This window comes from Alcaligenes sp. EGD-AK7 (assembly GCF_000465875.3).
Classification (GTDB): domain Bacteria; phylum Pseudomonadota; class Gammaproteobacteria; order Burkholderiales; family Burkholderiaceae_B; genus Alcaligenes; species Alcaligenes phenolicus.
Window position 1 is genome coordinate 431641 of record NZ_AVOG02000001.1, and the last position, 20793, is coordinate 452433.

17 protein-coding genes are annotated in these 20793 nt (G+C 55.0%); 11 read left to right on the forward strand and 6 right to left on the reverse strand.

Annotation, left to right across the window (positions count from 1 at the left end; genetic code table 11):
• The first annotated feature begins 134 nt into the window (after positions 1-134).
• Positions 135-2462 carry a MobH family relaxase gene (gene mobH, locus N879_RS02020; RefSeq protein WP_009454011.1) on the forward strand — a complete coding sequence of 776 codons (2328 nt, stop codon included), beginning with the start codon at positions 135-137 and terminating at the stop codon, positions 2460-2462.
• Between the two features lie 352 nt (positions 2463-2814).
• Positions 2815-4344 (forward strand): polyphosphate:AMP phosphotransferase, encoded by a 1530-nt coding sequence (pap, locus tag N879_RS02025; protein ID WP_009454010.1) that lies wholly within the window; start codon positions 2815-2817, stop codon positions 4342-4344.
• Positions 4345-4418: 74 nt separating this feature from the next.
• Here the strand turns inward: pap and N879_RS02030 are convergent, their stop codons facing one another.
• The 4 genes from N879_RS02030 to N879_RS02045 all read right to left on the reverse strand — a co-directional run bounded on the left by N879_RS02030 (position 4419) and on the right by N879_RS02045 (position 9488).
• Positions 4419-4877 (reverse strand): hypothetical protein, encoded by a 459-nt coding sequence (locus N879_RS02030; RefSeq protein ID WP_021446584.1) that lies wholly within the window; start codon positions 4875-4877, stop codon positions 4419-4421.
• 18 nt (positions 4878-4895) lie between these two features.
• A complete protein-coding gene (gene purT, locus N879_RS02035) occupies positions 4896-6098 on the reverse strand; it encodes a formate-dependent phosphoribosylglycinamide formyltransferase (protein ID WP_009454002.1) in 1203 nt (400 codons plus the stop codon).
• A gap of 150 nt (positions 6099-6248) precedes the next feature.
• Positions 6249-7838, reverse strand: a complete 1590-nt coding sequence (locus N879_RS02040; protein WP_009454001.1) for a multicopper oxidase family protein — start codon at positions 7836-7838, stop codon at positions 6249-6251.
• A 582-nt stretch (positions 7839-8420) separates the two neighbouring features.
• Positions 8421-9488, reverse strand: a complete 1068-nt coding sequence (locus tag N879_RS02045) for a DNA-binding protein (RefSeq protein ID WP_021446587.1) — start codon at positions 9486-9488, stop codon at positions 8421-8423.
• 189 nt (positions 9489-9677) lie between these two features.
• Here N879_RS02045 and N879_RS02050 point away from each other — a divergent pair, with 189 nt between their 5' ends.
• From N879_RS02050 to N879_RS02070, 5 genes are all read left to right on the forward strand, one after another.
• Positions 9678-10877: a tyrosine-type recombinase/integrase gene (locus tag N879_RS02050; RefSeq protein ID WP_009453997.1), complete on the forward strand. Its 1200-nt coding sequence runs from the start codon at positions 9678-9680 to the stop codon at positions 10875-10877.
• Positions 10878-11024: 147 nt separating this feature from the next.
• Positions 11025-11957: a LysR family transcriptional regulator gene (locus tag N879_RS02055; protein ID WP_009453995.1), complete on the forward strand. Its 933-nt coding sequence runs from the start codon at positions 11025-11027 to the stop codon at positions 11955-11957.
• 103 nt (positions 11958-12060) lie between these two features.
• Positions 12061-12732, forward strand: coding sequence for a DsbA family oxidoreductase (locus N879_RS02060; protein ID WP_009453993.1), 672 nt, complete (start codon positions 12061-12063; stop codon positions 12730-12732).
• A gap of 102 nt (positions 12733-12834) precedes the next feature.
• The gene (locus tag N879_RS02065; protein ID WP_432763166.1) at positions 12835-13803 is read left to right on the forward strand and encodes a cyclase family protein; all 969 of its coding nucleotides are present in this window, start codon (positions 12835-12837) and stop codon (positions 13801-13803) included.
• A 173-nt stretch (positions 13804-13976) separates the two neighbouring features.
• Positions 13977-14417 carry a YtoQ family protein gene (locus N879_RS02070; protein WP_009453991.1) on the forward strand — a complete coding sequence of 147 codons (441 nt, stop codon included), beginning with the start codon at positions 13977-13979 and terminating at the stop codon, positions 14415-14417.
• Between the two features lie 144 nt (positions 14418-14561).
• Here N879_RS02070 and N879_RS02075 read toward each other — a convergent pair whose 3' ends face one another.
• Positions 14562-16970, reverse strand: a complete 2409-nt coding sequence (locus tag N879_RS02075; RefSeq protein WP_021446588.1) for a heavy metal translocating P-type ATPase — start codon at positions 16968-16970, stop codon at positions 14562-14564.
• Here N879_RS02075 and N879_RS20610 point away from each other — a divergent pair.
• A complete protein-coding gene (locus N879_RS20610; RefSeq protein ID WP_021446589.1) occupies positions 16969-17148 on the forward strand; it encodes a hypothetical protein in 180 nt (59 codons plus the stop codon). The genes N879_RS02075 and N879_RS20610 overlap by 2 nt on opposite strands.
• Positions 17149-17163: 15 nt before the next feature.
• Here N879_RS20610 and N879_RS02080 read toward each other — a convergent pair whose 3' ends face one another.
• Entirely contained in the window at positions 17164-17478 is a 315-nt protein-coding gene (locus tag N879_RS02080; RefSeq protein ID WP_009453988.1) for a DUF4148 domain-containing protein, read from the reverse strand.
• 139 nt (positions 17479-17617) lie between these two features.
• On the opposite strand from N879_RS02080, the gene N879_RS02085 reads away from it, so the two are divergent.
• The 3 genes from N879_RS02085 (at position 17618) to N879_RS02095 (ending at position 20623) form a co-directional block, all read left to right on the forward strand.
• A complete protein-coding gene (locus N879_RS02085) occupies positions 17618-18571 on the forward strand; it encodes a LysR family transcriptional regulator (RefSeq protein ID WP_009453987.1) in 954 nt (317 codons plus the stop codon).
• 105 nt (positions 18572-18676) lie between these two features.
• Positions 18677-19351: an ankyrin repeat domain-containing protein gene (locus N879_RS02090; protein ID WP_009453986.1), complete on the forward strand. Its 675-nt coding sequence runs from the start codon at positions 18677-18679 to the stop codon at positions 19349-19351.
• 54 nt (positions 19352-19405) lie between these two features.
• Positions 19406-20623 (forward strand): cyanate transporter, encoded by a 1218-nt coding sequence (locus tag N879_RS02095; protein WP_021446590.1) that lies wholly within the window; start codon positions 19406-19408, stop codon positions 20621-20623.
• Positions 20624-20793 lie beyond the last annotated feature (170 nt).

The window sequence follows — 20793 nt, forward strand, 5'->3', positions numbered from 1 at the left end:
CTTGGATCTCGAAGTTCTCCACTTTTATTCCGCGACGCGCCTCCAGTACGGCTAAACCCGCACCGGTTCCGCCACCTCCAAGCCCCCCACCAGTTCCAGTTGCCCAACGTGTAGCAGGGCGGGAGGAAGGGTGGTTGCGTGTTCTTGAGTCTGATGACTTGATCCGTCTGCTGAAAGCTCAAAAAGCGGTTCATCAAATGTTCCTGCAGTCTCGCGTAGCAGATCCTGTTTTTAGACGAGATTTCATCCCAGCTATCCGACGATATGCAGAATACGTCCAGCTCATGCCTGCCTCAGAAGCACACCATCACGCCCACGCAGGTGGTTTGTTGGCCCATACGCTGGAGATGGTATTGGCAGCCATGACCTGGCGAAACGCGCATTTTTTACCGACGAATGCTCCCGTTGAGCAGATTGACGCCGAGCGTGATCAGTGGACCTATGTGGTCTTTTACGCGGCACTGCTTCATGACATTGCCAAACCGATGACGGACCTACGGATCTTATGGCGAGGCGGGGCGATGGATGAACCGTTGCGATGGAAACCGCTGGCGGGCTCCTTGTTCGAAGTGGGGCAGGGGCGTCTGGATCTGGAGTATCGAGTCGAGTTTGAGCCAAAAGCCAGCCGGGACTACCAGGCCCATAATCGCCTGGCACTGACCTTGCTTCATCAGATTGCCCCAAAATCTGCCTTAACTTTTTTGTCTCAAACGCCTCACGCCTTTGATGCGCTGACTCATTATTTGTCTGGCCATAAGGATGGATTATTGGCTGACATTATCAAACGCGCTGACCAGGCCTCCACCAGCAACGCATTGATGAAGGGCAGTAAGGCTCGTTTTGCGACAGCTAATGCAGTACCGCTGGTGGATTTACTCATGCAAGCGCTCAAAAGCATGTTGCAGTCTGGAACGGAATTGCCGCTCAATCGTACTGGAGCTGCCGGATGGGTGTATGACGGCTCTGTGTGGTTTGTGGCTAAGCGTTTGGCCGATGCCACGCGGGCCTGGATTAAAAAGCATGAGCCTGACGAGTCTGTACCTGGAGAGGCCAAGAACGATAGGCTGTTTGACACATGGCAGGAATATGGAATCTTGCAAGTCAGTCCTCATTCTGGCCAAGCTATTTGGCACGTTGAAATCAACGGGCAAACGCCGGCAACAGAAGAGGGCACAGAAGCCCATCAATATCGACACAGACTAAGTGTGCTGCGCTTTCCACTGTCAAAGCTCTATGATGATCCAAACTTATACCCACCGGCGATGTCCGGAGAGATCCATGTCCGGGCCAAGCGTGGCGATGATGAGTTTGAAACAGAGGCTGATCCAGCTGCGGTTGATTGTGAGCACAGCGCTGACACAACAGTCATTCAAGCCAAAGCTGCTCCAGAACACATTGATGAAGGAATATTGCCGCAAAAGGTGGCCACAACGGCCAAAACTGCTTCAGCTCGTTCCCAAACTGCAGCACCCAAGCGTAATCTCGTACCAGCAATGGAGTTTAGAAAGCCCAAAAATGCGTCAACTGGCGCAGCCAAGCGGCAAACACCGAAAAATGGCGCAACGCAAAGCGGCAACCAGCCCAAACCTGTGCCAACCTCAAGCAATAGTCACCAAACTGCTTCAATTCAGGTATACGACGACGAGACGGTGATTTTGCCAGCCGAACTCGCCGTAGATGGCTTTGATGTTGACGATGACTTTCTGGATGAAGCTGATACAGCATCCAACGTTATTCATCGCAGCCCACCGCAAGCGTCGCATAAGCCCACACCTGTGAACTCAGCGCCGACAGCAACGGTTAGCAGCGCACGCCCAGGCAAAAAATCACATCAACATGAAGCAACAGCCATAGCTGCAGCAAAGGCTAAAAGTGTTGTGCCAGCCTCTGTTGAGCACACACCTGGAGCATTACCAGCCTTACCGACGCCTAAAGCGTCGGTTTTTGAGCCAGAGCTTGCTCCAAAGACACAGGCAAAATCTCAACGTATGTTCAGCCAGGCAAGCACCACGCCGGTCGTGTTGACGCCTAGCTTGCCAGAACTGCCGCATGAAGCTCCTGTGAAGGAACCTAGCGAAGCGGCGATGGCGTTTATACAGTGGCTGCAGCAAGGCTTGGCCAGCCGTGAGATTAAGTACAACGAATCTGGGGCACCCGTGCATTTTGTAGAAGAAGGCATGGCATTGATTTCACCCAAGATTTTCAAGCTCTACGCGGCTCAAACAGGGCCTGAAGAACAGGCCGACGCCATGGGGATGCAGATTCAGCGAGAGGTTATCAAAGCTGGGTGGCATCGGATGCGGCAAGTAGAAGGTGGTGGCAAGGTCAACATCTTGCGCTACCAGATCATTGGCAAAGGAAATGTGCCGATCGCCTCGCTGGCGGCGGTGGTGTTGATGGACCCGGACCGGTTTGTTTTACCCGTGCCGCCCGTCAATCCAGTATTGAAGTTGGATCGTTGAATGAAGGGGATGTTTGACACAGGATAAAGTGCTGTGCTACCGTCCGATCAGTCGTGCAATTCAACGTTTCGACGGGGTTTCGGTTTAGATTACTGTGAGGTGCCTAACTTCACATAATGCAAAAGACTGCTGAACAGGCTCGTTTTCCTCCCTGGAGGACGGCTGGGAAACATCGCATAATGTATATTATGTAAAGTCAGTAATCGATAGACATTAGCCCCATTCCCTTAAGCACCTGTTCTTATCGCTTGTCACTCCTCTCTCTTCTTCCGGATTATTTTTGCTCTGAAGGTAGTTAAGTCTTCCCTTGCATGGTTATAGTGAGCAGCTATGTAAATCGGAGCAAAGCACCATGGGCCATGTACTACAGTTTGCCGAACGCGATCCCAGCTTGAGTGATGACTTGGCCAAGGCGCAGATTGAAATCCTGCGTGAAGCCTTGCTGTCCAAGCAGTATGAACGTCTGGATAAGGCAGATCAAACCCTGCTGATCGTGGTGGCAGGTATGGACGGTGTGGGTAAAGGCTCTGCTATCAATACCTTGAACACGTGGCTGGATCCGCGCCATGTGCACACTCTGGCGTTTGGCAAGTTAAGTGAAGAGGAAGCCATGCGCCCTTTGATGTGGCGTTATTGGAATAGTTTGCCCGCTCGTGGTCAGACGGGTTTGGTGTTTGGGTCCTGGTATGCGCCTTTAATGAAAGAGCTGGCCCGTAAAGCACCGGATCCGGCCAAGATTGCTTTGTATACCCATCTGATCAATCGTTTTGAAGCGCAGTTGGCCTATCAAGGTGTGCAGGTTCTGAAGCTGTGGTTCCATCTTTCTGCGCAGGCTCAACTGGATCGATGCGCTACCTTGATGTCTGATCCTAGTACTGCCTGGCGTGTCAGCAAGGCTGACCTGAAAGTTCATAAGCAATTCAATCGCTTGCGCAATGCCGCGACGCAAACTATCAATCTGACCCATCGAAATTACGCCCCTTGGGTTGTTATCCCTAGCGCAGATAAGAACCTGCGTGATGTGTCTTTGGCCAAGGTGGTGTTGCAGGCCATGGACAAGCCTATTGTCCCGCGTCAGGTGAAAGAGCCGCATGCCTTCCCGTTTCGCTTGAACGTCCCGACTGCTTCGCTTCAGTCCCCTCCTCCTGAAGAATCTGTGCAGGATTACGACGCCGAGCTTTTGCATTGGCAGGGCCGTTTGTCTTGCGCGGTGCGTAGTAAAGCTTTCCGCAAGCACTCTTTGGTACTGGTGTTTGAGGGGCGGGATGCAGCGGGTAAAGGCGGCACTATCCGCCGTTTGACCGAAGCCCTGGACGTCCGTACTTACGATATCCACCCTATTTCTGCTCCTAATGCTGTGGAGCTGGCACGCCCTTATCTATGGCGTTTCTGGCGCAAACTGCCGCGTCTGGGGGAAATTTCGATTTTTGATCGATCCTGGTATGGTCGTGTGCTGGTGGAGCGGGTGGAAAAATTGATTTCCCGTGCCGCCTGGCATCGTTCTTACGAGGAAATCAACGAATTTGAGGCACAGTTGCTGGCCAACGGTACGGCTGTGATCAAGTTCTGGCTGGATATTGATAAGGACGAGCAGCTCAAACGATTCAAGGCCCGCGAGGAAACGCCCTTCAAGAATTACAAGATTACGGAAGACGATTGGCGTAACCGGGAGAAATGGACGGCGTATCAACGCGCTGCGGAGGAAATGTTCGCCCAGACCGATACTCACATGGCACCTTGGCATATTGTGCCCAGCAAGGACAAAAAAGCCGCCCGTATTCAGGTTCTGCGTACGGTCGTCGAGACGCTGGAGTCTTTGGATGAGCACATGATCAGCCTGAATGAGCCGGCCTTGTCTGATCAGGTGAGTGAGCAGGTATAAGGATGCACGTGCTTTTTGACCGACAAGGCTTTACTTCGGTTAGGCGTATTGTCGATTTGCTTTGACGATGAGCCTTATAAATCCTGCCGTGCTGCCAGGCTAAGGATTTTGCGCCAACGTTTGGCTTCTGCGGTATGGGCAGGCTGGATTTCCCAACTTTGCGTTGGGTTACGCAAAGTCAGCGTCAATCCCCTGCCCTGCAGCTCGACCGAGTCTATATCCGCAAAAATAAACGCTCGTGTTCCCTGCCCCGTTTGAATCTGACCGCGTTTTTGCAGGGCCTCCAGGCGTATTGAACCGTCGGGTAAGGCCAGCTCCAGAATGCGCTGGCCTTGCTGCTTTTTGCCGTGAATGGCCAGATAACGGCGTTGCCATACGATGAAGGGGGCCACCAGAATGGCCGCTGCGATCAGCAGGCTCAAGATCGCGGCAATAACTCCGGCACTGGCACTGACCAGGCTAAAGAGCTGCATTCCACCATACACAAGCGCCGCAATAATCCCCAGGAACAGCAGGACGACGATGATGGGCATGGTGGAAAACTCCTTGTTTTAGCGGGCTTGGACTTTTACGGTGGCCGCGGCCTGGCGGGCGTTTGCACGGGCCGTTTCCAGATCAGCGTCTGCGGCCAATGCGACACCCATGCGGCGCTTTTCAAAGCTCTCGGGTTTGCCGAACAGACGGATATCGGTTTGCGGGATGCGCAAGGCTTCAGCCACATTCAGGAAATTCACGTCTTTTGCATCTACACCGCCGTAGATCACGGCGCTGGCGCCGGGCATACGCAAGGCGGTATTCACAGGCAGGCCCAGAATGGCGCGTGCATGCAGTTCAAATTCTGACTGCCATTGGGTGGCCATGGTGACCATGCCGGTGTCGTGTGGACGGGGGCTGACTTCACTGAACCAGACCTGATCGCCCTTCACGAACAGCTCAACGCCAAACAAGCCCTGGCCGCCCAGGTTCTGGGTAACGGCTTGGGCAATATCGCGTGCGCTTTGCAGAGCCGCGGGACTCATGGGCTGGGGCTGCCAGCTTTCAACGTAGTCGCCATCTACCTGCTTGTGGCCGATGGGATCGCAGAACTGGGTTTCGATCTGGCCGTCTGCGCCTACGGCACGGACAGTCAATAAGGTGATTTCGTAGTCGAAGTCGATAAAGCCTTCAACAATGATGCGGCATTGGCTGACGCGGCCACCCGCCATGGCGTAGTCCCAGGCTTTGGCAACATCGTCCGGGCCGCTGATCTTGCTTTGACCCTTGCCCGAGCTGCTCATCAAGGGTTTGACGACGCAAGGGTAGCCAATCTTGTCGTCGATAGCGGCTTGAAGCTCTTCCAGCGATTCGCAGAACTGGTAGGGGCTGGTAGGAACACCCAGGGTTTCAGCGGCCAGGCGACGGATGCCTTCGCGGTCCATGGTCAGGCGAGCGGCACGGGCCGTCGGAATGACGCGTACCTTGCCTTGGGCTTCCAGCTCTTCCAGCACGCCGGTGGCAATGGCTTCAATCTCGGGTACGACCAGAGTGGGCTTTTCTTCTTCGATCAGGGCGCGCAATTGTTCGGCATCACTCATGGTGATGGTGCGCGAGTGATGGGCGACCTGCTGGCCGGGTGCGTTCTCGTAGCGGTCCACCGCTATGGTTTCTACCCCCAGGCGTTGCAGCGCAATCAGTACTTCTTTGCCCAGCTCTCCCGAGCCCAAGAGCATGATTTTGTCCGACGACGACGATAAAGGGGTGCCCAACAGGCTCATGGCGCGTGCTCCGCTGAAAATGAGAAATTCAAAAGCGGTATTGTAATGCAGGCGACGCCGGGTTTTTTTCAAGCAGGACTGCTTTGTCCGCCCTGCTGGCATACAGGCTTGCAGGGCGGATGTTTTCAAGGCTCTACCTCAGGGGTCAGGCTACTCCACCATTAGCTGCGCCATCATGCCCAGGTCCTCGTGCTCCAGAATGTGGCAGTGGAACATGCGCAGGCCGGGCAATTCCTGGCGGAATGCCAGCCGGACCGTCTCATTGGGCCGCAGATTGACCGTGTCGCGCCAGGCCCGGAACGCCTCCGGTACGGACTGCATCCCGGTTTGGCGCGCCAATACCTGAAACTGTGTGCCGTGCAGATGGAAAGGATGGTCCATATGGGAATCGTTAATCACATCCCAGTACTGCCACTGCCCTGTTGGGCAACGCAGGTCGATGCGGTCCATGTCGTAGACCTGATTGTTGATACGGAACATGGAACGCATGGCAGCCATGCCGGGCATCATATCGTTATCCATGCCTGCCATACCCTGGTGGTTCATCCCGGATGAGTTTGTCATACCAGAACCGTGCCCAGACTGCATGTCATGGTTCATGGGCATGACTTCGCTGAACACGACTTTTGCGGTACTGGCGGCTGCTGGAATGGCAGGGATTGCGCGTAATTGCTTGGGCAGTTCGATTTCCTGATGGTGGATTTTCAGTGTTGCCAGCGTCAGGGTTTCGGGACTTTCCTGCACCATCATTTTTTGCCGATCGTAATACAGTGCTTGCAAGCTGCTATCCAGATCTTTATCCGCCTGGATAAAGAACTCCACCCGTTCGGCCGGGGCCATCAAAATCGACTCGGCCGCTGCCAAGGCTTGCTCTAACAGTCCGCCATCTGTAGCGACTTGAACCAGCCGAGCGCCGGGGATGTGCAGCTTCAAATAACGGGCAGAACACGAGTTCCAGACACGGATGCGTTCTGCTGTGCTGGCCTGGATAAGGGGTTGGCGTTGACCATTCAGCAGCACGAATTGCCCTTCCCTGCCGTTCATCCAGTCAGGACCTGTGTTGGCCGGAATATGGCCATTAATGTCCAACCGCAGATCGCTAATGGCCCAGTGTTGCTCCGTATAGTCTTTCAATGGGTCTTTGAGAGAGCGGACAATAATTGTCCCGCCCAATCCGTGGGCGACTTGCTCACCGCTTTTGCCATGAGGGTGTGGGTGATACCAGTACGTACCGGCGCAGCCTTCGGGCAAGGTAAAGCGGTAGTAGCGGCTTTGTCCTGGCATCACCGCGTCTTGTGGGTTGCCGTCCTGATCAGAAGGAACCGGCAAACCGTGCCAGTGGATGGTAGTGGCCTGATCCAGCTGGTTTTCAAACTCGATTTCTACTTGGTCGCCCTCATACAGTTCGATCAGCGGGCCGGGAGCTTGGCCGTTGTAAAGCCAGAGTTCGGTGCTTTTTCCATCTGCCAGAACGCGTTGATGGGCAGCAGCAGTAATTTTGGCCTGGAAAAGCCCTTTTTTCTGACTACTGTTTTTAAGTACAGGTAGAGCTTGCAGAGCCTGGCCAGCCGGCATTTTTTCTATGGGCATCAGGCCTGGGCGGGTGCTCATGCCGTGACCGGGCATACCTTCAGACATGGAGCCGTGGTGCCCCATCATGCCCTGCCCCCAGCTTCGCATAGGCAGGCTACTCAAGAGGCTGGCACCCAAAGTCAGTTTAAAAAAATCGCGTCGTTTCATGGGTTTATCCCTATCAATCATCAATACACACGTACCACCCAGGCTGGATCAGCACAGGCTTTTAGCGCTTGGGCGGCAATTAGAACGGGAGGATCAGGACGAGCGCGGAGGTGGCTGGGCGGGGCCAATCAGCCGGGAGACGTAGTTTTGATGCAGGGGGACGGGAGGGAAAACGGGCTGTAATGCCACCGCTTCAGGTTGTGGAGCCTGCGTCGCCAGACAAGCGCAGCAACCACTTTTCATTGGAGTGCTGCAATGGTTGGGAGCGCTATGGTGAGATTGCCCCGACGAGGCATGTTGCGCTTGAACAGTGCTGCGATCCGTATTTTGAATCGTGGCGTGTGCGGCAAAGCTGCTACTCAAACCCATGCTGGCAAAAAAAACAAGCAGGCCGACTAATAAAAGCCAGCCTATTGTTTTGCGAGATGAAATGGGTGCGCGCAGCATGGGCAAAAGCTTAGCATAAGCCTTCTGTGCATCGTTTACGCTAAAACAGACCGTTACACGCAGTGGTCTATCCAGGCGATTGAAAGTGCAGCAAATCAACCTTACGGATGGCTGGCATAGGCTGCTAAATAGATTTTATTGTTCAGGATCGTTCTTGATCGGGCGTCGCTTCAACCGTAGGGGGCGTACAGGCTGGCTTTGGGCTTGTTCCAGTTCCTGGCTGAGTCGTTGGGCTGTTTTGCGCGCCTCTTCATTCTCCCGCTCCAGCAAAGCAGCGCGAGTACGCAACATTTGCAATTGCCCCTGCATCTCTTTGGCCAAGTTATGGCTGATATCCATAGCCGCTTGCATCGCGCGGCGCTCGCCCTGCTCTTGCCCCAACTCCTGGCGCAGTTTCTGCATTTGATCCTGCTGTTTGTTCAGCTCCTGTTCGTGAGCTTGACGCTGGGTCTTGTTTGCTTGCTCGGCCTCTTCTATTTGCTGACGCAGTCGCGTTTGAATGGAGCGTTCCTTGTCGATTTCCAGTAAAGCACGGCGCTCGTTGGCCTGGGCGCGTTCTTCGGTTAGCTCAATAGCCTTTTGCAGCCGCTCCAAGTCCTGGGTGAATTGCTCACCTTGGCGGCGCAGTTCTTGTTGAACCAATTGTTTTTCGGTTTCCAGCTCGTTTTGACGTTGTTTGGCGTGCAGCAAGTCTTGTTTCAGAGCTGCTTGTACCTGACTGGCTGCCTGTAGTTCTTCTTTCTGCTTTTCTATATGGGCTTGGGCATTTTTCAAGGCGCCCTGCTCTACTTCCAGCACCTGTTGGGCCTCCAGGGTTTGGGCTTGGGCCTGTGCGACGCGTTCATCAGCCTGAGTCTGGTAATGCAGCATTTGCTGCTTCGAGTGCCCCATCGCTTCTTGCCAGATACGACCCAGCAGATCCCCCGTCAGGGCTTGTAGCTCTTCAGGCATGTCGGCCACATCCAGCCGAACTCGACTTTTATCCCGCAAATCTTCCCAGAACGTCTGTAGTGCCTGAGCCGGAGCGCTCATGCTGCCTTTGCGCACCAATTGGTACAGCTTGTTGGCCGTAGGTGTGACGCCATAGCGGAAAAACAGGAGTGCGGCCACTTCTTTGTACAAAGTCTGCGTATGGCTGAAGCGATCACGTAATTGGGCAACATCGGCCAGGATTTGCCCCTCGTTTGGCTGGTTTTGCTCCATTTTTCCACCTTTGTTGATAATTTAATTAATAATACAACGTAATATATAAAATTATCAACAAATTGGATTTTATAATTTGACATTATCTCTATAATGTCAAATATATGATCCTAAACAGGTTGATTGGCACAGGCACGGGTTTGAAAGCCCTTCCCTGCTCTCTTATCGCCTTCGTTTTTCTGCTTATTCATGGAAATAGCCAACACTTCGCCCTCAACCGACCTGGGATCGGACGATATTGCTCAATTGCTGGCTCGTTTTGACGGGCGGCAAGGGGCCAACCGGTCTATCGGCGGACGTGCACAGATTGAGGCGCAAACAGATATAGAGGCGTTGCGGGCTTGGTTGGCGCGCTATATAGATAGTCCACGCACCTATGCGAACTACCGCAAGGAGGCGGAGCGCCTCTTGTTATGGGCGGTATTGGAGCGTCACAAGGACTTGTCCTCGCTTAGCCTGGAAGACATCCTGGCCTATCGTTTGTTTCTGGCGGACCCTCAACCCGCTCATCGCTGGGTGGTTCAAGGGCGCTCCCGCCCTGCCCGTCACCATGCGGCATGGCGGCCATTTTCGGGGCCCTTGTCTGAAAGCAGCCGGAATCAGGCGTTATTGATTCTGAACTCTTTATTTAGCTGGCTGGTGCAGGCGGGGTATTTGGCGGGCAATCCTTTGGCCTTGTCTCATCAGGGCCGACGTCAAAAGAAAACCACCGCCCCCCAGCAACGGTACTTGACCCGGTTGCAATGGCGTTGGGTACAGGAGTACATCCAGGCCCTTCCTGAAGATACGCAGAGCGAGTTGCGCTACAAAGCCCGCGTACGTTGGCTCTTTTCCATTCTTTATGGCGGCGCCCTGCGCATTTCCGAACTGGTTCAGGCGCGTATGGCCGATGTTCAGGAACGTGTTGATGCGGGAACGACGGCTCAATGGTGGCTGCATATCCACGGCAAGGGCGACAAATGGCGTCGTGTGCCTTTAACGCAAGAGCTTTACGGCGAATTGATGCGCTACCGACAAGCGCATGGGCTGGAAGGACCGCCCCAGGCTTTGGAGCCCTATCCGTTATTAATGTCCGCCGGCGCCAGCGACAAGCATTTGACGCGGGCCATGGCGCATGTTCTGGTCAAACAGGTTTTTCAAGGTAGTGCGGATCGTTTACGGAGTCTGCATCCCGATCAGGAGTCCCAGGCCCGTATTCTGGAGCAGGCCTCGGCTCACTGGCTGCGTCACTCGGCAGGGTCTCACCTGGCTGATCAAGGGGTGGATCTACGTATCATCCGTGACACCTTGGGCCATGAGTCTATCGCTACGACCAATATCTATCTGCATGCGGATGATGATCAGCGTCACCAGGCTCTGGAGCAATCCCATAGCCTGGGTTGGAAATAAAGCACCCGCCTCGAGACAAGAAAATCAGACGCAGACAGCCCCCGGCAATGCGGTAGGATACGATTCCTGTGGGGACTGCGTTCCTGTTTTCAGACATGCTCCCCGCCCATGCCTTGCTATAGCTGATTGTTGGAGTACCTATCCCTTATGGACACTTTTAATGTCATGCGCACCTTCCGGCGCATTGTGGAGCTGGGCGGACTTGCCAAAGCCGCGGAGGATCTGGGGATATCCGCAGCGGGTTTGAGCAAGCAACTGCGTACCCTGGAAGCGCATCTGGATACGGTGCTGATCCAGCGCACTACGCGCAGCATGAGTCTGACGGAGACTGGCCGCAGCTACTATGCCGAATGCTGTCGGATACTGGATGAGCTGGACACTTTGGAGCGCTCGGTCAAACAGCAGTCCCAGCGCGTGACGGGGACCTTGCGCGTGAATGCCCCCTTGTCGTTTGCACTTAGCGTCCTGTCGCCATTGATGACGGATTTTCTACACAAGTATCCGGAACTGAAGCTGGAGCTGGTGATGGAAGACCGGATCGTGGATGCCGTGGCTCACGGTTTTGATGTCTCGGTGCGTTTGCGTAGCAGCCTGGATGATTCCACCCTGATTGCTCGTCGCCTCGCCACCATCGAGCAAAAATTATGCGCCGCCCCCAGCTATTTGAAGCAGCATGGCCTGCCTCAGACCTTGCAGGATCTGCGCAATCACAAAATGATCAGCTATAGCCTGGCACATACCCAGGGCCTTGCTTTTGATAGTGATTTCGACAGCAATCCTCAACAGCACCCCCCCAGTGGTACGGCTTTGCTGTTTTCAGGCGAGCATAGTCAAGTGAATAACAGCCTGATGCTGCGCGACTTTCTGATTGCCGGTTTGGGTATTGGCGCCCTGCCTTCCTTTCTGGCAGATCCAGCAATTGCTTGCGGGCAGTTGCAACGCGTTTTGCCCGAATTGGTGAATGAGCCCCGCCATATCTACGCCGTGTATCCAACCAACCGACACCTGCAACCCAAGGTCAAAGCCTTCGTGGATTATCTGGCCGACCAACTGCCCCATGCCATGTCCAACGCCCTGTAAACAGACCTTTATGAACTCGGAGTAAAAACTGTCTGCACCGCCACGTGCTTATTCTCCGCTCCGGGGAACGCTATTGTGATGACCATCTTACAAGGACATCACAATGCACGATCAAACACACCCGACCCAGCCGCTTGTCTCCCCCCTGATTATTGATTTCTTCCATGACGCCGTCTGCGGATGGTGTTATGTCATGTCGCCACGCTTGCGGCAAGTTGCCGCCGAACTGGGCATCCAGGTCCGCCACCATACCTTTGTTCTGCAAGACAGCCGCGAGCAGATGCTGCAAGCCTTCGGCTCCATGGAGCGCGCCAAACGTGAAATCCTGGGCCACTGGGCCGCCTGCGCCCAACACGACGATACGCAGTCCATCAATATCGAGGGCATGCGAGCACAGAACTTCGACTATCCCCATGGAATGTTGTCCGCTCGGGCGTGTCAGGCGGCGCAGCTACTTTCTGGCGACAACGCCCATTGGGATTACTTCGATGCGGTGCAGCGTGCGCATCTGGCAGAAAGTCGCAATATCGGCGATATGGACACGCTACTGGAGGTCGCCATTGCGCAAGGCTTTGAGGGTGAGGCCTTTCTGAATGCTATGGATAGCGATATCGCGCAGCAGCGAGTTCAAACCGATCGCGCCGAAGCGGTACGGCTAGGGATCCAGTCCATCCCCACTTTATTAGTCTCCTCACGCGAGACCGGCCAAGTGTTGGCCCGTTTGCAGACCCAATCCGCCGAAATGCTCAAAAGCCGTTTGCGCGCTTTGCTGTAAGCGCTGCCCCTTTCTTTCTTATCTACGCTTCATAAAAGGACATCCATGTCGATTCGTTTTTCTCACCGTCTTCTCGGTTTACTGCTGGTTGGTGCAAGCAGCATGAGCGTCTCTCTGGCTCATTCCACTCACCCAGCGAGCAACCCTTTGCCCCTTAGTGCTCAGGAAGTGGGCATCAGTCCCTGGGGGCCGGACGATGAAATTGGTCGCTTGAACCTGATCACCCCTGCTTCCCGGGCCGCCATCTTGTCCCGTCTGGATGGCAGCAAAGTGTATGACCTGGCAACCGACTACTACCTGGGCATGCCCAGTTGGCAGGACGCGGGAGACCCGCACTATCAGTTCTGGATGACCCATACCCCTCGTGGTACCGCAGTGGATGACCCGATGGGAGTTGGCGATGAGATGAACGCGGTTCGTAGCTACACAGGCACGGCTTTTTCCATGTACAGCCATACGGGCACCCATATCGATGCCCTGAATCACTTCGGCATTCATGGAAAGATCTGGAATGGTTTCAAGGCTGATGAGCATCTGGGTGACCGTGGCTGGAACCGTACTGGCATCGAGAAATTCCCGCCCTTGATCGCCCGTGGCGTCTTGATTGATGTGGCCGCCGCCAAAGGCGTAGACATACTGCCCGATCAATACCGCATCACACGCCAGGACTTGAAGGATGCACTGGCCCGTCAGAAAACGGTGCTGAAAGAAGGCGATATTGTCCTGATCCGCACGGGCCGCATGAAGCTCTTTAATGATCCCAAAGCCTATATGAATGCGCCACCCGGCATGGGTCTGGATGCTGCTCGCTATCTGGTGGAAGAAGGCGGTGCGATGATTGTGGGTGCGGACAATTTGAGCTTTGAAACCTTCCCTTCCGAGGTGCCTGATGACTACGTCCCCTTGCATACCTATCTATTGGCCCAACAAGGCGCACCGATCATTGAGTTGATTGCTCTGGATGAATTGTCCAAGGACAAGGTCTATGAGTTTGCCTTTATTGGTGGTCCGCTCAAGATCCGGGGCGGTGATGCGGCTCCGCTGCGTCCGGTTGCCATTCCGATTCGCTGATCCACAGGCTTCATAAAGAAACCCGTTTCTTTACCCCCCCCTGATGCGTTTGCGAATAAGGTTTATTGCGTTTGCCTGCTGTTAGGTGCCGCTCAATATGCTACTGTTGGGTGGGTTTGAATGCGCCGGGCGCCTGTTAAAGAGGCGTCCGGCTTTTCTTTATGGAGTATGTAATGACTTACACCGTTTATCTGTCCGGCGAAATTCACACGGATTGGCGCGAGCAGATTGCTCAAGGTTCAAAGGCCGCTGGATTGGATATTACCTTTACCAGCCCTGTTACCGATCACGATGCCAGCGATGCCGCCGGCGATCACCTGGGACCGGCCAGCGAAGGTTTCTGGCGTGATCACAAATCCTCCAAAATCAATGCCATCCGTACCAGAACCTTAATTGAGCAGGCGGATCTGGTCGTGGTGCGTTTTGGGGACAAGTACAAACAGTGGAATGCTGCCTTTGATGCCGGTTTCTGTGCCGCCCTGGGCAAACCGTACGTGACGTTGCACGCCGAAGACATCATCCATCCCTTGAAAGAAGTGGATGCCAGTGCGCAGGCCTGGGCAACTAGCCCCGAGCAAATCGTGGAGATTTTGCGCTATACGCTGAAAGCCTGATCGGTGAAGTCTGATGAGTTTGGCAATATCGCCTTGCTGAAAAATGCCGCCCAACCGGGGCGGCATTTGTTTCTCTGCTTGAAAGAACCTCTTGGTTTACACCGGGTTCTACTGCGCGGCAGTGAAACGTGTTGTGCGGGTACCTTAGTTCAGCTTCACCCGCCGCAAACGCAAGGCATTGCTGACCACAAAGACACTAGACAAGGCCATGGCGCCAGCGGCAAACATGGGCGAGAGCAAAGTGCCGTTAAAGGGATAGAGCACGCCCGCTGCTACCGGAATCAGTGCCACGTTATAGGCAAAGGCCCAGAACAGGTTTTGACGGATATTGCGCATGGTGGCGTGGGACAAGGCAATCGCGGTGACCACGCCTTGCATATCGCCCGACATCAAGACTACATCAGCCGCTTCAATGGCAATGTCCGTTCCGGTGCCAATTGCAATCCCCACGTCTGCTACAGCCAGAGCGGGTGCATCGTTGATGCCATCGCCGACATAGGCCAGATGTTGATGGGTATCGCGCAAGGCCTGAACCGCTTGCACCTTGCCTTCAGGCATGACTTCCGCCACCACTTCGTCAATATTGAGACGGCGGGCAATGGCATTAGCTGTGTGGCGGTTATCGCCGGTAATCATGACGACCTTGATGCCACGGGCATGCAACTGCTCGATGGCGCGCGGCGTGGTTTCCTTGATCGGGTCAGCCACGGCCAGCAAGGCAATGACCTGCTTGTTGCGGGCGGCGTACATGGGGGTTTTGCCGTCCTGCGCCAGCGTCTGGGCTTGCTCGGTAAAGGCGGACAGGTCCGCCCCTAATTGCGTCATCAGGCGATCTGCACCCACATGCCATTGGTCAGCTCCGATTTGGGCGGTGACACCCAGGCCTGTCAGGGACTCAAACTGCTCAGCCTTGGGCAAGGTGATTTGCTTTTCCTTGGCGGCGCTGACAATGGCTTGGGCGATCGGATGCTCGGAGTAGTTTTCCAGAGCGGCAATCGCTGCCAAAGCCCGATCCTGGTTCTCTCCGGGTGCGCAGACAAAATCGGTCAGTTCGGGCGCGCCCTTGGTCAGGGTGCCTGTTTTATCCACGGCCACGACTTTTACATCACGCAGTGCTTGCAGAGAGTCCCCTTTACGGAACAGCACGCCAGCCTGTGCGGCTCGGCCCGTCCCCACCATGATGGAGGTTGGCGTGGCCAGACCCATGGCACATGGGCAAGCAATAATCAGCACAGCGACGGCATTAACCAGTGCAAAGCTCAATGCGGGCGATGGGCCAAAAATCAGCCAGACAATGGCGGTCAAGACGGCCAGTGTCATGACGGCGGGTACAAACCACAGCGTGATTTTGTCGACCACGGCTTGAATAGGCAGCTTGGAGCCTTGGGCCTGCTCTACCATGGAAACAATATTGGCCAGTACGGTGTCCTGCCCCACGGCGGTAGCCTCAAATTCCAGCGAACCTTTTTGGTTCACTGTGCCACCAATGACTTTATCGCCCTGGGATTTGGACACGGCAATGGATTCGCCTGTCACCATGGATTCATCCACATAGCTCTGACCGGCAAGAACATCTCCATCAACGGGGATACGCTCGCCGGGACGAACCAGCACGACATCGCCCGTATGCAGGTCTGCCAGGGGCAGCTCAATTTCTTGACCGTCGCGACGTACACGAGCGGTAGGCGGCTGCAGGCTGAGCAGGCGTTGAATGGCTTCAGACGTGCGACCTTTGGCGCGCGCTTCCATGACACGGCCCAGCAAAATCAGGGCGACGATGACAGCGGCAGCTTCAAAGTACACGTAGACGGATTCGGAAGGCAGCCACTGTGGCGCAAAGGTAGCCACCAGCGAGAAGCTGTAGGCCGCCAGGGTGCCCACAGCGACCAGCGAGTTCATGTCCGGACCACCGCGCAAGAGAACAGGAATCCCTTTGGTGTAGAACTCGCGGCCTGGGAACAGCAAAACCAGCGTGGTCAGCACGAACTGGATCAGCCAGCTGTTTTGTGTACCTATGGTGCTGGCCACCCAGTGATGGAAAGCAGGCACCATATGGCCGCCCATTTCCAGAATGAAAACGGGCAAGGCCAGTACTGTCGCCAGCCAGAAACGCTTGCGCAGCGTTTCGTAGGTTTGTTCGGCACGCTCGAACTGGTCATTCGTGACAGCCGCTTCGGCAAGGCTGGCGGGATAGCCCGCTTTGCTTACCGCCTGGATCAGCTCAGGAGCTTTCACACCCTGCGCCACTTGCACGTGCGCTTTGGCGGTTGCCAGATTGACCGAGGCTTTTTGTACGCCCGGCACCTTCAGCAAGGCCTTTTCAACGCGGCCCACGCAGGAGGCGCAGGTCATGTCCTGCACGTCCAGCACAATGTCTTGCTGGGAAATTTTGTAACCACCCTTTTCCACTGCCTGCATAATGGCGTCGACCGGGGCGGCACCCTCAAATTCCACGGTGGCCTTGTTGGTGGCCAGATTTACCTGGGCCGATTGCACACCGGGGACTTTGCCAATAATCTTTTCAACCCGACTGACGCAGGAAGCACATGTCATGCCTTCCACATCTAAAGTCAGGCGTGAGCCCTTGTTTGAAGCGCTGCTTGTCATCGAAATCACCCTTCAATGGATCGTCAATGAAGCCACTTTAGGGCTTGACCCGATGGGAAGGTCAACAGCTGATAAAAAAAACGCCTCCGAAGAGGCGTTTCAAGGGGGAACTACGACTAATTAGGGATCAATCAGCAGCTTAGTAAGCAACAAAGGTGCCGTTGTTGTTCCAGTCTTTGGCTTCTGCTGCAACCTGATCACGGCTCAGCTTGGAGCTGGTATCGATACGTGGGTAGTCGCCCATGGAACCCGTGCTAATGTAGCCTTGCTCTTGAGCAGCAGCCAGTTCTTGAACGACTTGCTGACGGCTCAAAGGAGCGTCGGTCGATTCAATTGCTGGGTAGCCCAGGTTTTCGCCGGTAGCGACATTGTTGGTAGCTGCCATGGCAGTGCCGCTCAAAGCGGTGGCACCAAGAATCAGGCTGGCGATAGTTGCGCGTGCAATGTTTTTCATTCTTTACTCCAAATCTACGGTGTGTTTTTCAGTGGTTCGCTGTTGTGTTTAGCGAATCGTTAGATGGAGTATGAGCCTTTCTAAACTTGGTAAAAACCCTTAATATTGCAAACGTATTTCCATTCATGGAACAATTCAAATGAGTACCATTATTGCCGGTCCCCTGCTCAACGACATCGCGATCTTCGTGGAAGTGGCTCGTGCCCGCCACTTTAGCCGTGCTGCCCAAGCCCTGGGAATGCCGGTTTCCACCGTGTCACGCCGTATCCGTGAACTGGAAAAAGAAGTGGGTGTGGCCTTGCTCAAACGCAGCACGCGCAATGTAGATGTGACCGACGCGGGACAAGTGTATTTTGAGCGTTGCCTGGCTGTCGTCGAACAGGCTCGTCTGGCTCATGAGCAATTGCTGGATGTGGCTCAGACCCCCAAAGGACGTTTGCGGGTTTCCATGCCTGCCAGTTTCAGCATTGTGCTGATGCCCGCCATTATCCGGGGCTTTAATCAACAGTACCCGGATATTGAGCTGGAGTTTGACCTGACCATACGGCCTATTGATTTGCAGGCCGACAACTACGATTGCGTCATCCGTGTGGGTGCCCAGCCTGACTCCAGCGCAGTGGCCACCATGTTAGGACAGATTCGCCTGGGGCTGTATGCCACCCGCAACTATCTGGACCGCAAAGGGCGACCCAAGCATCCTTCTGAACTGGCAGGCCATACTTGTATTTGTGCCCGCCCCGCCAGCTCGGATCGAGTCTGGTCCTTGCGTGGTCCGAATCAGGAGCGCTATGACGCGATTGTGGAGGGTTCCATTACCGTCAATAACGCCATCATGATGCGCAAACTGGCCGTGCATGACTTGGGTATTACCTTCTCTTCCTTGCTGGAACGAAAATTGGATCCGGATTGCGCACACCTGGAGCGTGTCTTGCCAGATTGGGAGTTTGCCCCCTTTCCTATTCTGGCTTTGCTCCCCTCGCGTCTGATGCCGCAGAAGACGCGCGTGTTCCTTAATTATCTGCGTAGCGAGCTGGATAGATTGATGTCTCAGCCCGAACTGGATGTGGCCGCAGCCGGTCAAGCTTATCCGTAAGAAAATAAGCAGTATGCTTATGAATCGGTGTTGCCCAAAGCCTATCTATGCTATTTATAAACGTTTGGTCCTGTGGAGCCAATGCCATGACGGGGGGGGAAGCGCATGAAAGCAGCACTGCAAAGCTTGCTGGCTGGAATGGTGATGAGTTTGGCCTTGGGGAGTGGCAGCGTGTGGTCACAAACAGTATTGCTGGAAGCGGTAGAGCAAGGCGATAGCGCCAAAGTGCGCGAGATTCTTTCAGAAAAGCGGGCTCGCGCCAGCGTCAGTGTCAGCGACGATCAAGGGCAAAGCCCCTTGTTACGTGCAACCTGGTTAAACCATATTGATATTGCCCGGCAGTTGATACGTGCCGGTGCGGATGTAAATCAGGCCGACTCCATTCACGACAGCCCTTACTTGGTCGCGGGTGCACAAGGTCGTCTGGAAATCCTGCGCATGACTCTGGAGAACGGAGCCGATCTGCGTAGCGTGAACCGTTATGGTGGTACGGCGCTGATTCCAGCGGCTGAGCACGGTTATGTCGATGTTGTGCGCCTTTTACTGGCGGCGGGGGTCGACCCTAACCATGTGAATTACTTGGGCTGGACTGCCTTGCATGAGGCGATTGTGCTCTCTGATGGCGGGCCGGACCACCAGGAAGTGCTGCGTTTGCTGATCAAGGCCGGAGCGGATGTGAACCTGCCGGATCGTCAGGGAGTGCGTCCCTTGAGCCTGGCTCGCCAGCGCAGCCAGACAGAGATGGCCGAGATTCTGGAACAGGCTGGCGCGAATCCTTAAACGTCGCCGACTCGGCGGCTGCATTTTTCTTCCAATCACAACAATAACGATTTTATGTCTTCTACTCAGACTGCCCCGTCGTCGACGGGTGTTCAAGCCAGCCCAGCTTTGTGGCTGGCTTTCGTCATTCTGGTCGGCTTGAACCTGCGCCCTTTTCTGACCTCCAGCGGCACCTTGGCACGACAGGTGGCCCAAGGGTTGAATATGTCCTTGAGCAGCCTGGCCTGGCTGACTTTGCTGCCCATGATGGTGATGGGACTGGGCGCTTTCTGCATGCCCTCCTTGCGGCGCGTCCTGGCACTGCGCCATGTCTTGATTACATCTTTGCTCTTGCTGTGCCTGGGCTGTGTGCTGCGCTGGTTTGTGCCTAATGGGGCCAGCCTGATTGCAACAGCGCTGATCTGTGGTTTGGGCGTGTCCTTGCTGCAAGCGGGGATGCCCGGTTTGATCAAGGAACAGTTTCCGCGCCATATCGCTCAGGTCACCGGGGTGTACTCCGCGACCTTGATGGGTGGGGGTGCTTTGGGTGCGCAGATTACGCCGTGGGTCAGCTCCTTGACGGACAGCTGGCGTATCGCGCTGGCTTTCTGGGCCTTGCCGATCAGCGTGGCCTTGTGGATTGCCTGGAAAGTGGTGCCGCGTGAAGCTCCGGGCGCGAATTTGTCTCCCCCGTCCTTGTCCTTGCTGGCTCGCCCTCGCACCTGGACCTTGATTGTGTGTTTTGGCCTGATCAATGGCGGCTATGCCTCTTTGGTGACCTGGCTGGCGACGTTCTATCAAGACCGGGGCTGGACGGCTGAAGCCAGCGGTAGCCTGGTGGCGGTCCTGTCGGTGGCACAAGCCATTGCCGCCTTTGGCTTGCCTACCTTGGCGGCCAAGAATAAAGATCGCCGCATGTGGGTATGGCTGGCGCTGGCGTGTCAGTTCGTGGGCTTCCTGGCCTTTGCCTATATTCCCGATATGGCCCCCTATCTGTGGGCGATTATTATCGGCATCGGCTTGGGCGGCTGCTTTTCCTTGCTGCTGTTAGTGGCTCTGGATCACTTTCCGGATGCAGCCCGTGCCGGGACCTTGAGTGCCTTGATGCAAGGCGGTGGCTTTCCGATTGCCGCCCTCTTTCCCATGATCAGCGTGCAGTTGCGTGAAATGAGTAATGGCTTTCAGGCAGGCTGGATGTTGCATGCGGCAATGGCGGTATTGGTGGCCATCATGGCCTGGAGCTTTCAGCCTGCGCGATACGCCCAAAAGATGAGTGGGGACGACAGCCTTTAAGTCAATCCGATAATGGCGAAAAGCCTGGTTATGGATGCACCCAGTTTTTTATTGTTTTGAGATTTTGAAGTCTGGCCATTGACCGCAGCTGCTGCGCTTGTCTTTTTCCATCAAAACGATGATCGCAGGATTGCGTGGACAACCGCAATCCTGTTCAGCCAATAAAAACG

What these genes read in the sequence shown, in the direction of transcription:
- pap (WP_009454010.1), top strand. Translation starts at nt 2,815, where the DNA reads ATGGGCCATGTACTACAGTTTGCCGAACGCGATCCCAGCTTGAGTGAT.
- N879_RS02030 (WP_021446584.1), bottom strand. Translation starts at nt 4,877, where the DNA reads ATGCCCATCATCGTCGTCCTGCTGTTCCTGGGGATTATTGCGGCGCTT.
- purT (WP_009454002.1), bottom strand. Translation starts at nt 6,098, where the DNA reads ATGAGCCTGTTGGGCACCCCTTTATCGTCGTCGTCGGACAAAATCATG.
- N879_RS02040 (WP_009454001.1), bottom strand. Translation starts at nt 7,838, where the DNA reads ATGAAACGACGCGATTTTTTTAAACTGACTTTGGGTGCCAGCCTCTTG.
- N879_RS02045 (WP_021446587.1), bottom strand. Translation starts at nt 9,488, where the DNA reads ATGGAGCAAAACCAGCCAAACGAGGGGCAAATCCTGGCCGATGTTGCC.
- N879_RS02050 (WP_009453997.1), top strand. Translation starts at nt 9,678, where the DNA reads ATGGAAATAGCCAACACTTCGCCCTCAACCGACCTGGGATCGGACGAT.
- N879_RS02055 (WP_009453995.1), top strand. Translation starts at nt 11,025, where the DNA reads ATGGACACTTTTAATGTCATGCGCACCTTCCGGCGCATTGTGGAGCTG.
- N879_RS02060 (WP_009453993.1), top strand. Translation starts at nt 12,061, where the DNA reads ATGCACGATCAAACACACCCGACCCAGCCGCTTGTCTCCCCCCTGATT.
- N879_RS02065 (WP_432763166.1), top strand. Translation starts at nt 12,835, where the DNA reads ATGAGCGTCTCTCTGGCTCATTCCACTCACCCAGCGAGCAACCCTTTG.
- N879_RS02070 (WP_009453991.1), top strand. Translation starts at nt 13,977, where the DNA reads ATGACTTACACCGTTTATCTGTCCGGCGAAATTCACACGGATTGGCGC.
- N879_RS20610 (WP_021446589.1), top strand. Translation starts at nt 16,969, where the DNA reads ATGCCTTCCACATCTAAAGTCAGGCGTGAGCCCTTGTTTGAAGCGCTG.
- N879_RS02075 (WP_021446588.1), bottom strand. Translation starts at nt 16,970, where the DNA reads ATGACATGTGCTTCCTGCGTCAGTCGGGTTGAAAAGATTATTGGCAAA.
- N879_RS02080 (WP_009453988.1), bottom strand. Translation starts at nt 17,478, where the DNA reads ATGAAAAACATTGCACGCGCAACTATCGCCAGCCTGATTCTTGGTGCC.
- N879_RS02085 (WP_009453987.1), top strand. Translation starts at nt 17,618, where the DNA reads ATGAGTACCATTATTGCCGGTCCCCTGCTCAACGACATCGCGATCTTC.
- N879_RS02090 (WP_009453986.1), top strand. Translation starts at nt 18,677, where the DNA reads ATGAAAGCAGCACTGCAAAGCTTGCTGGCTGGAATGGTGATGAGTTTG.
- N879_RS02095 (WP_021446590.1), top strand. Translation starts at nt 19,406, where the DNA reads ATGTCTTCTACTCAGACTGCCCCGTCGTCGACGGGTGTTCAAGCCAGC.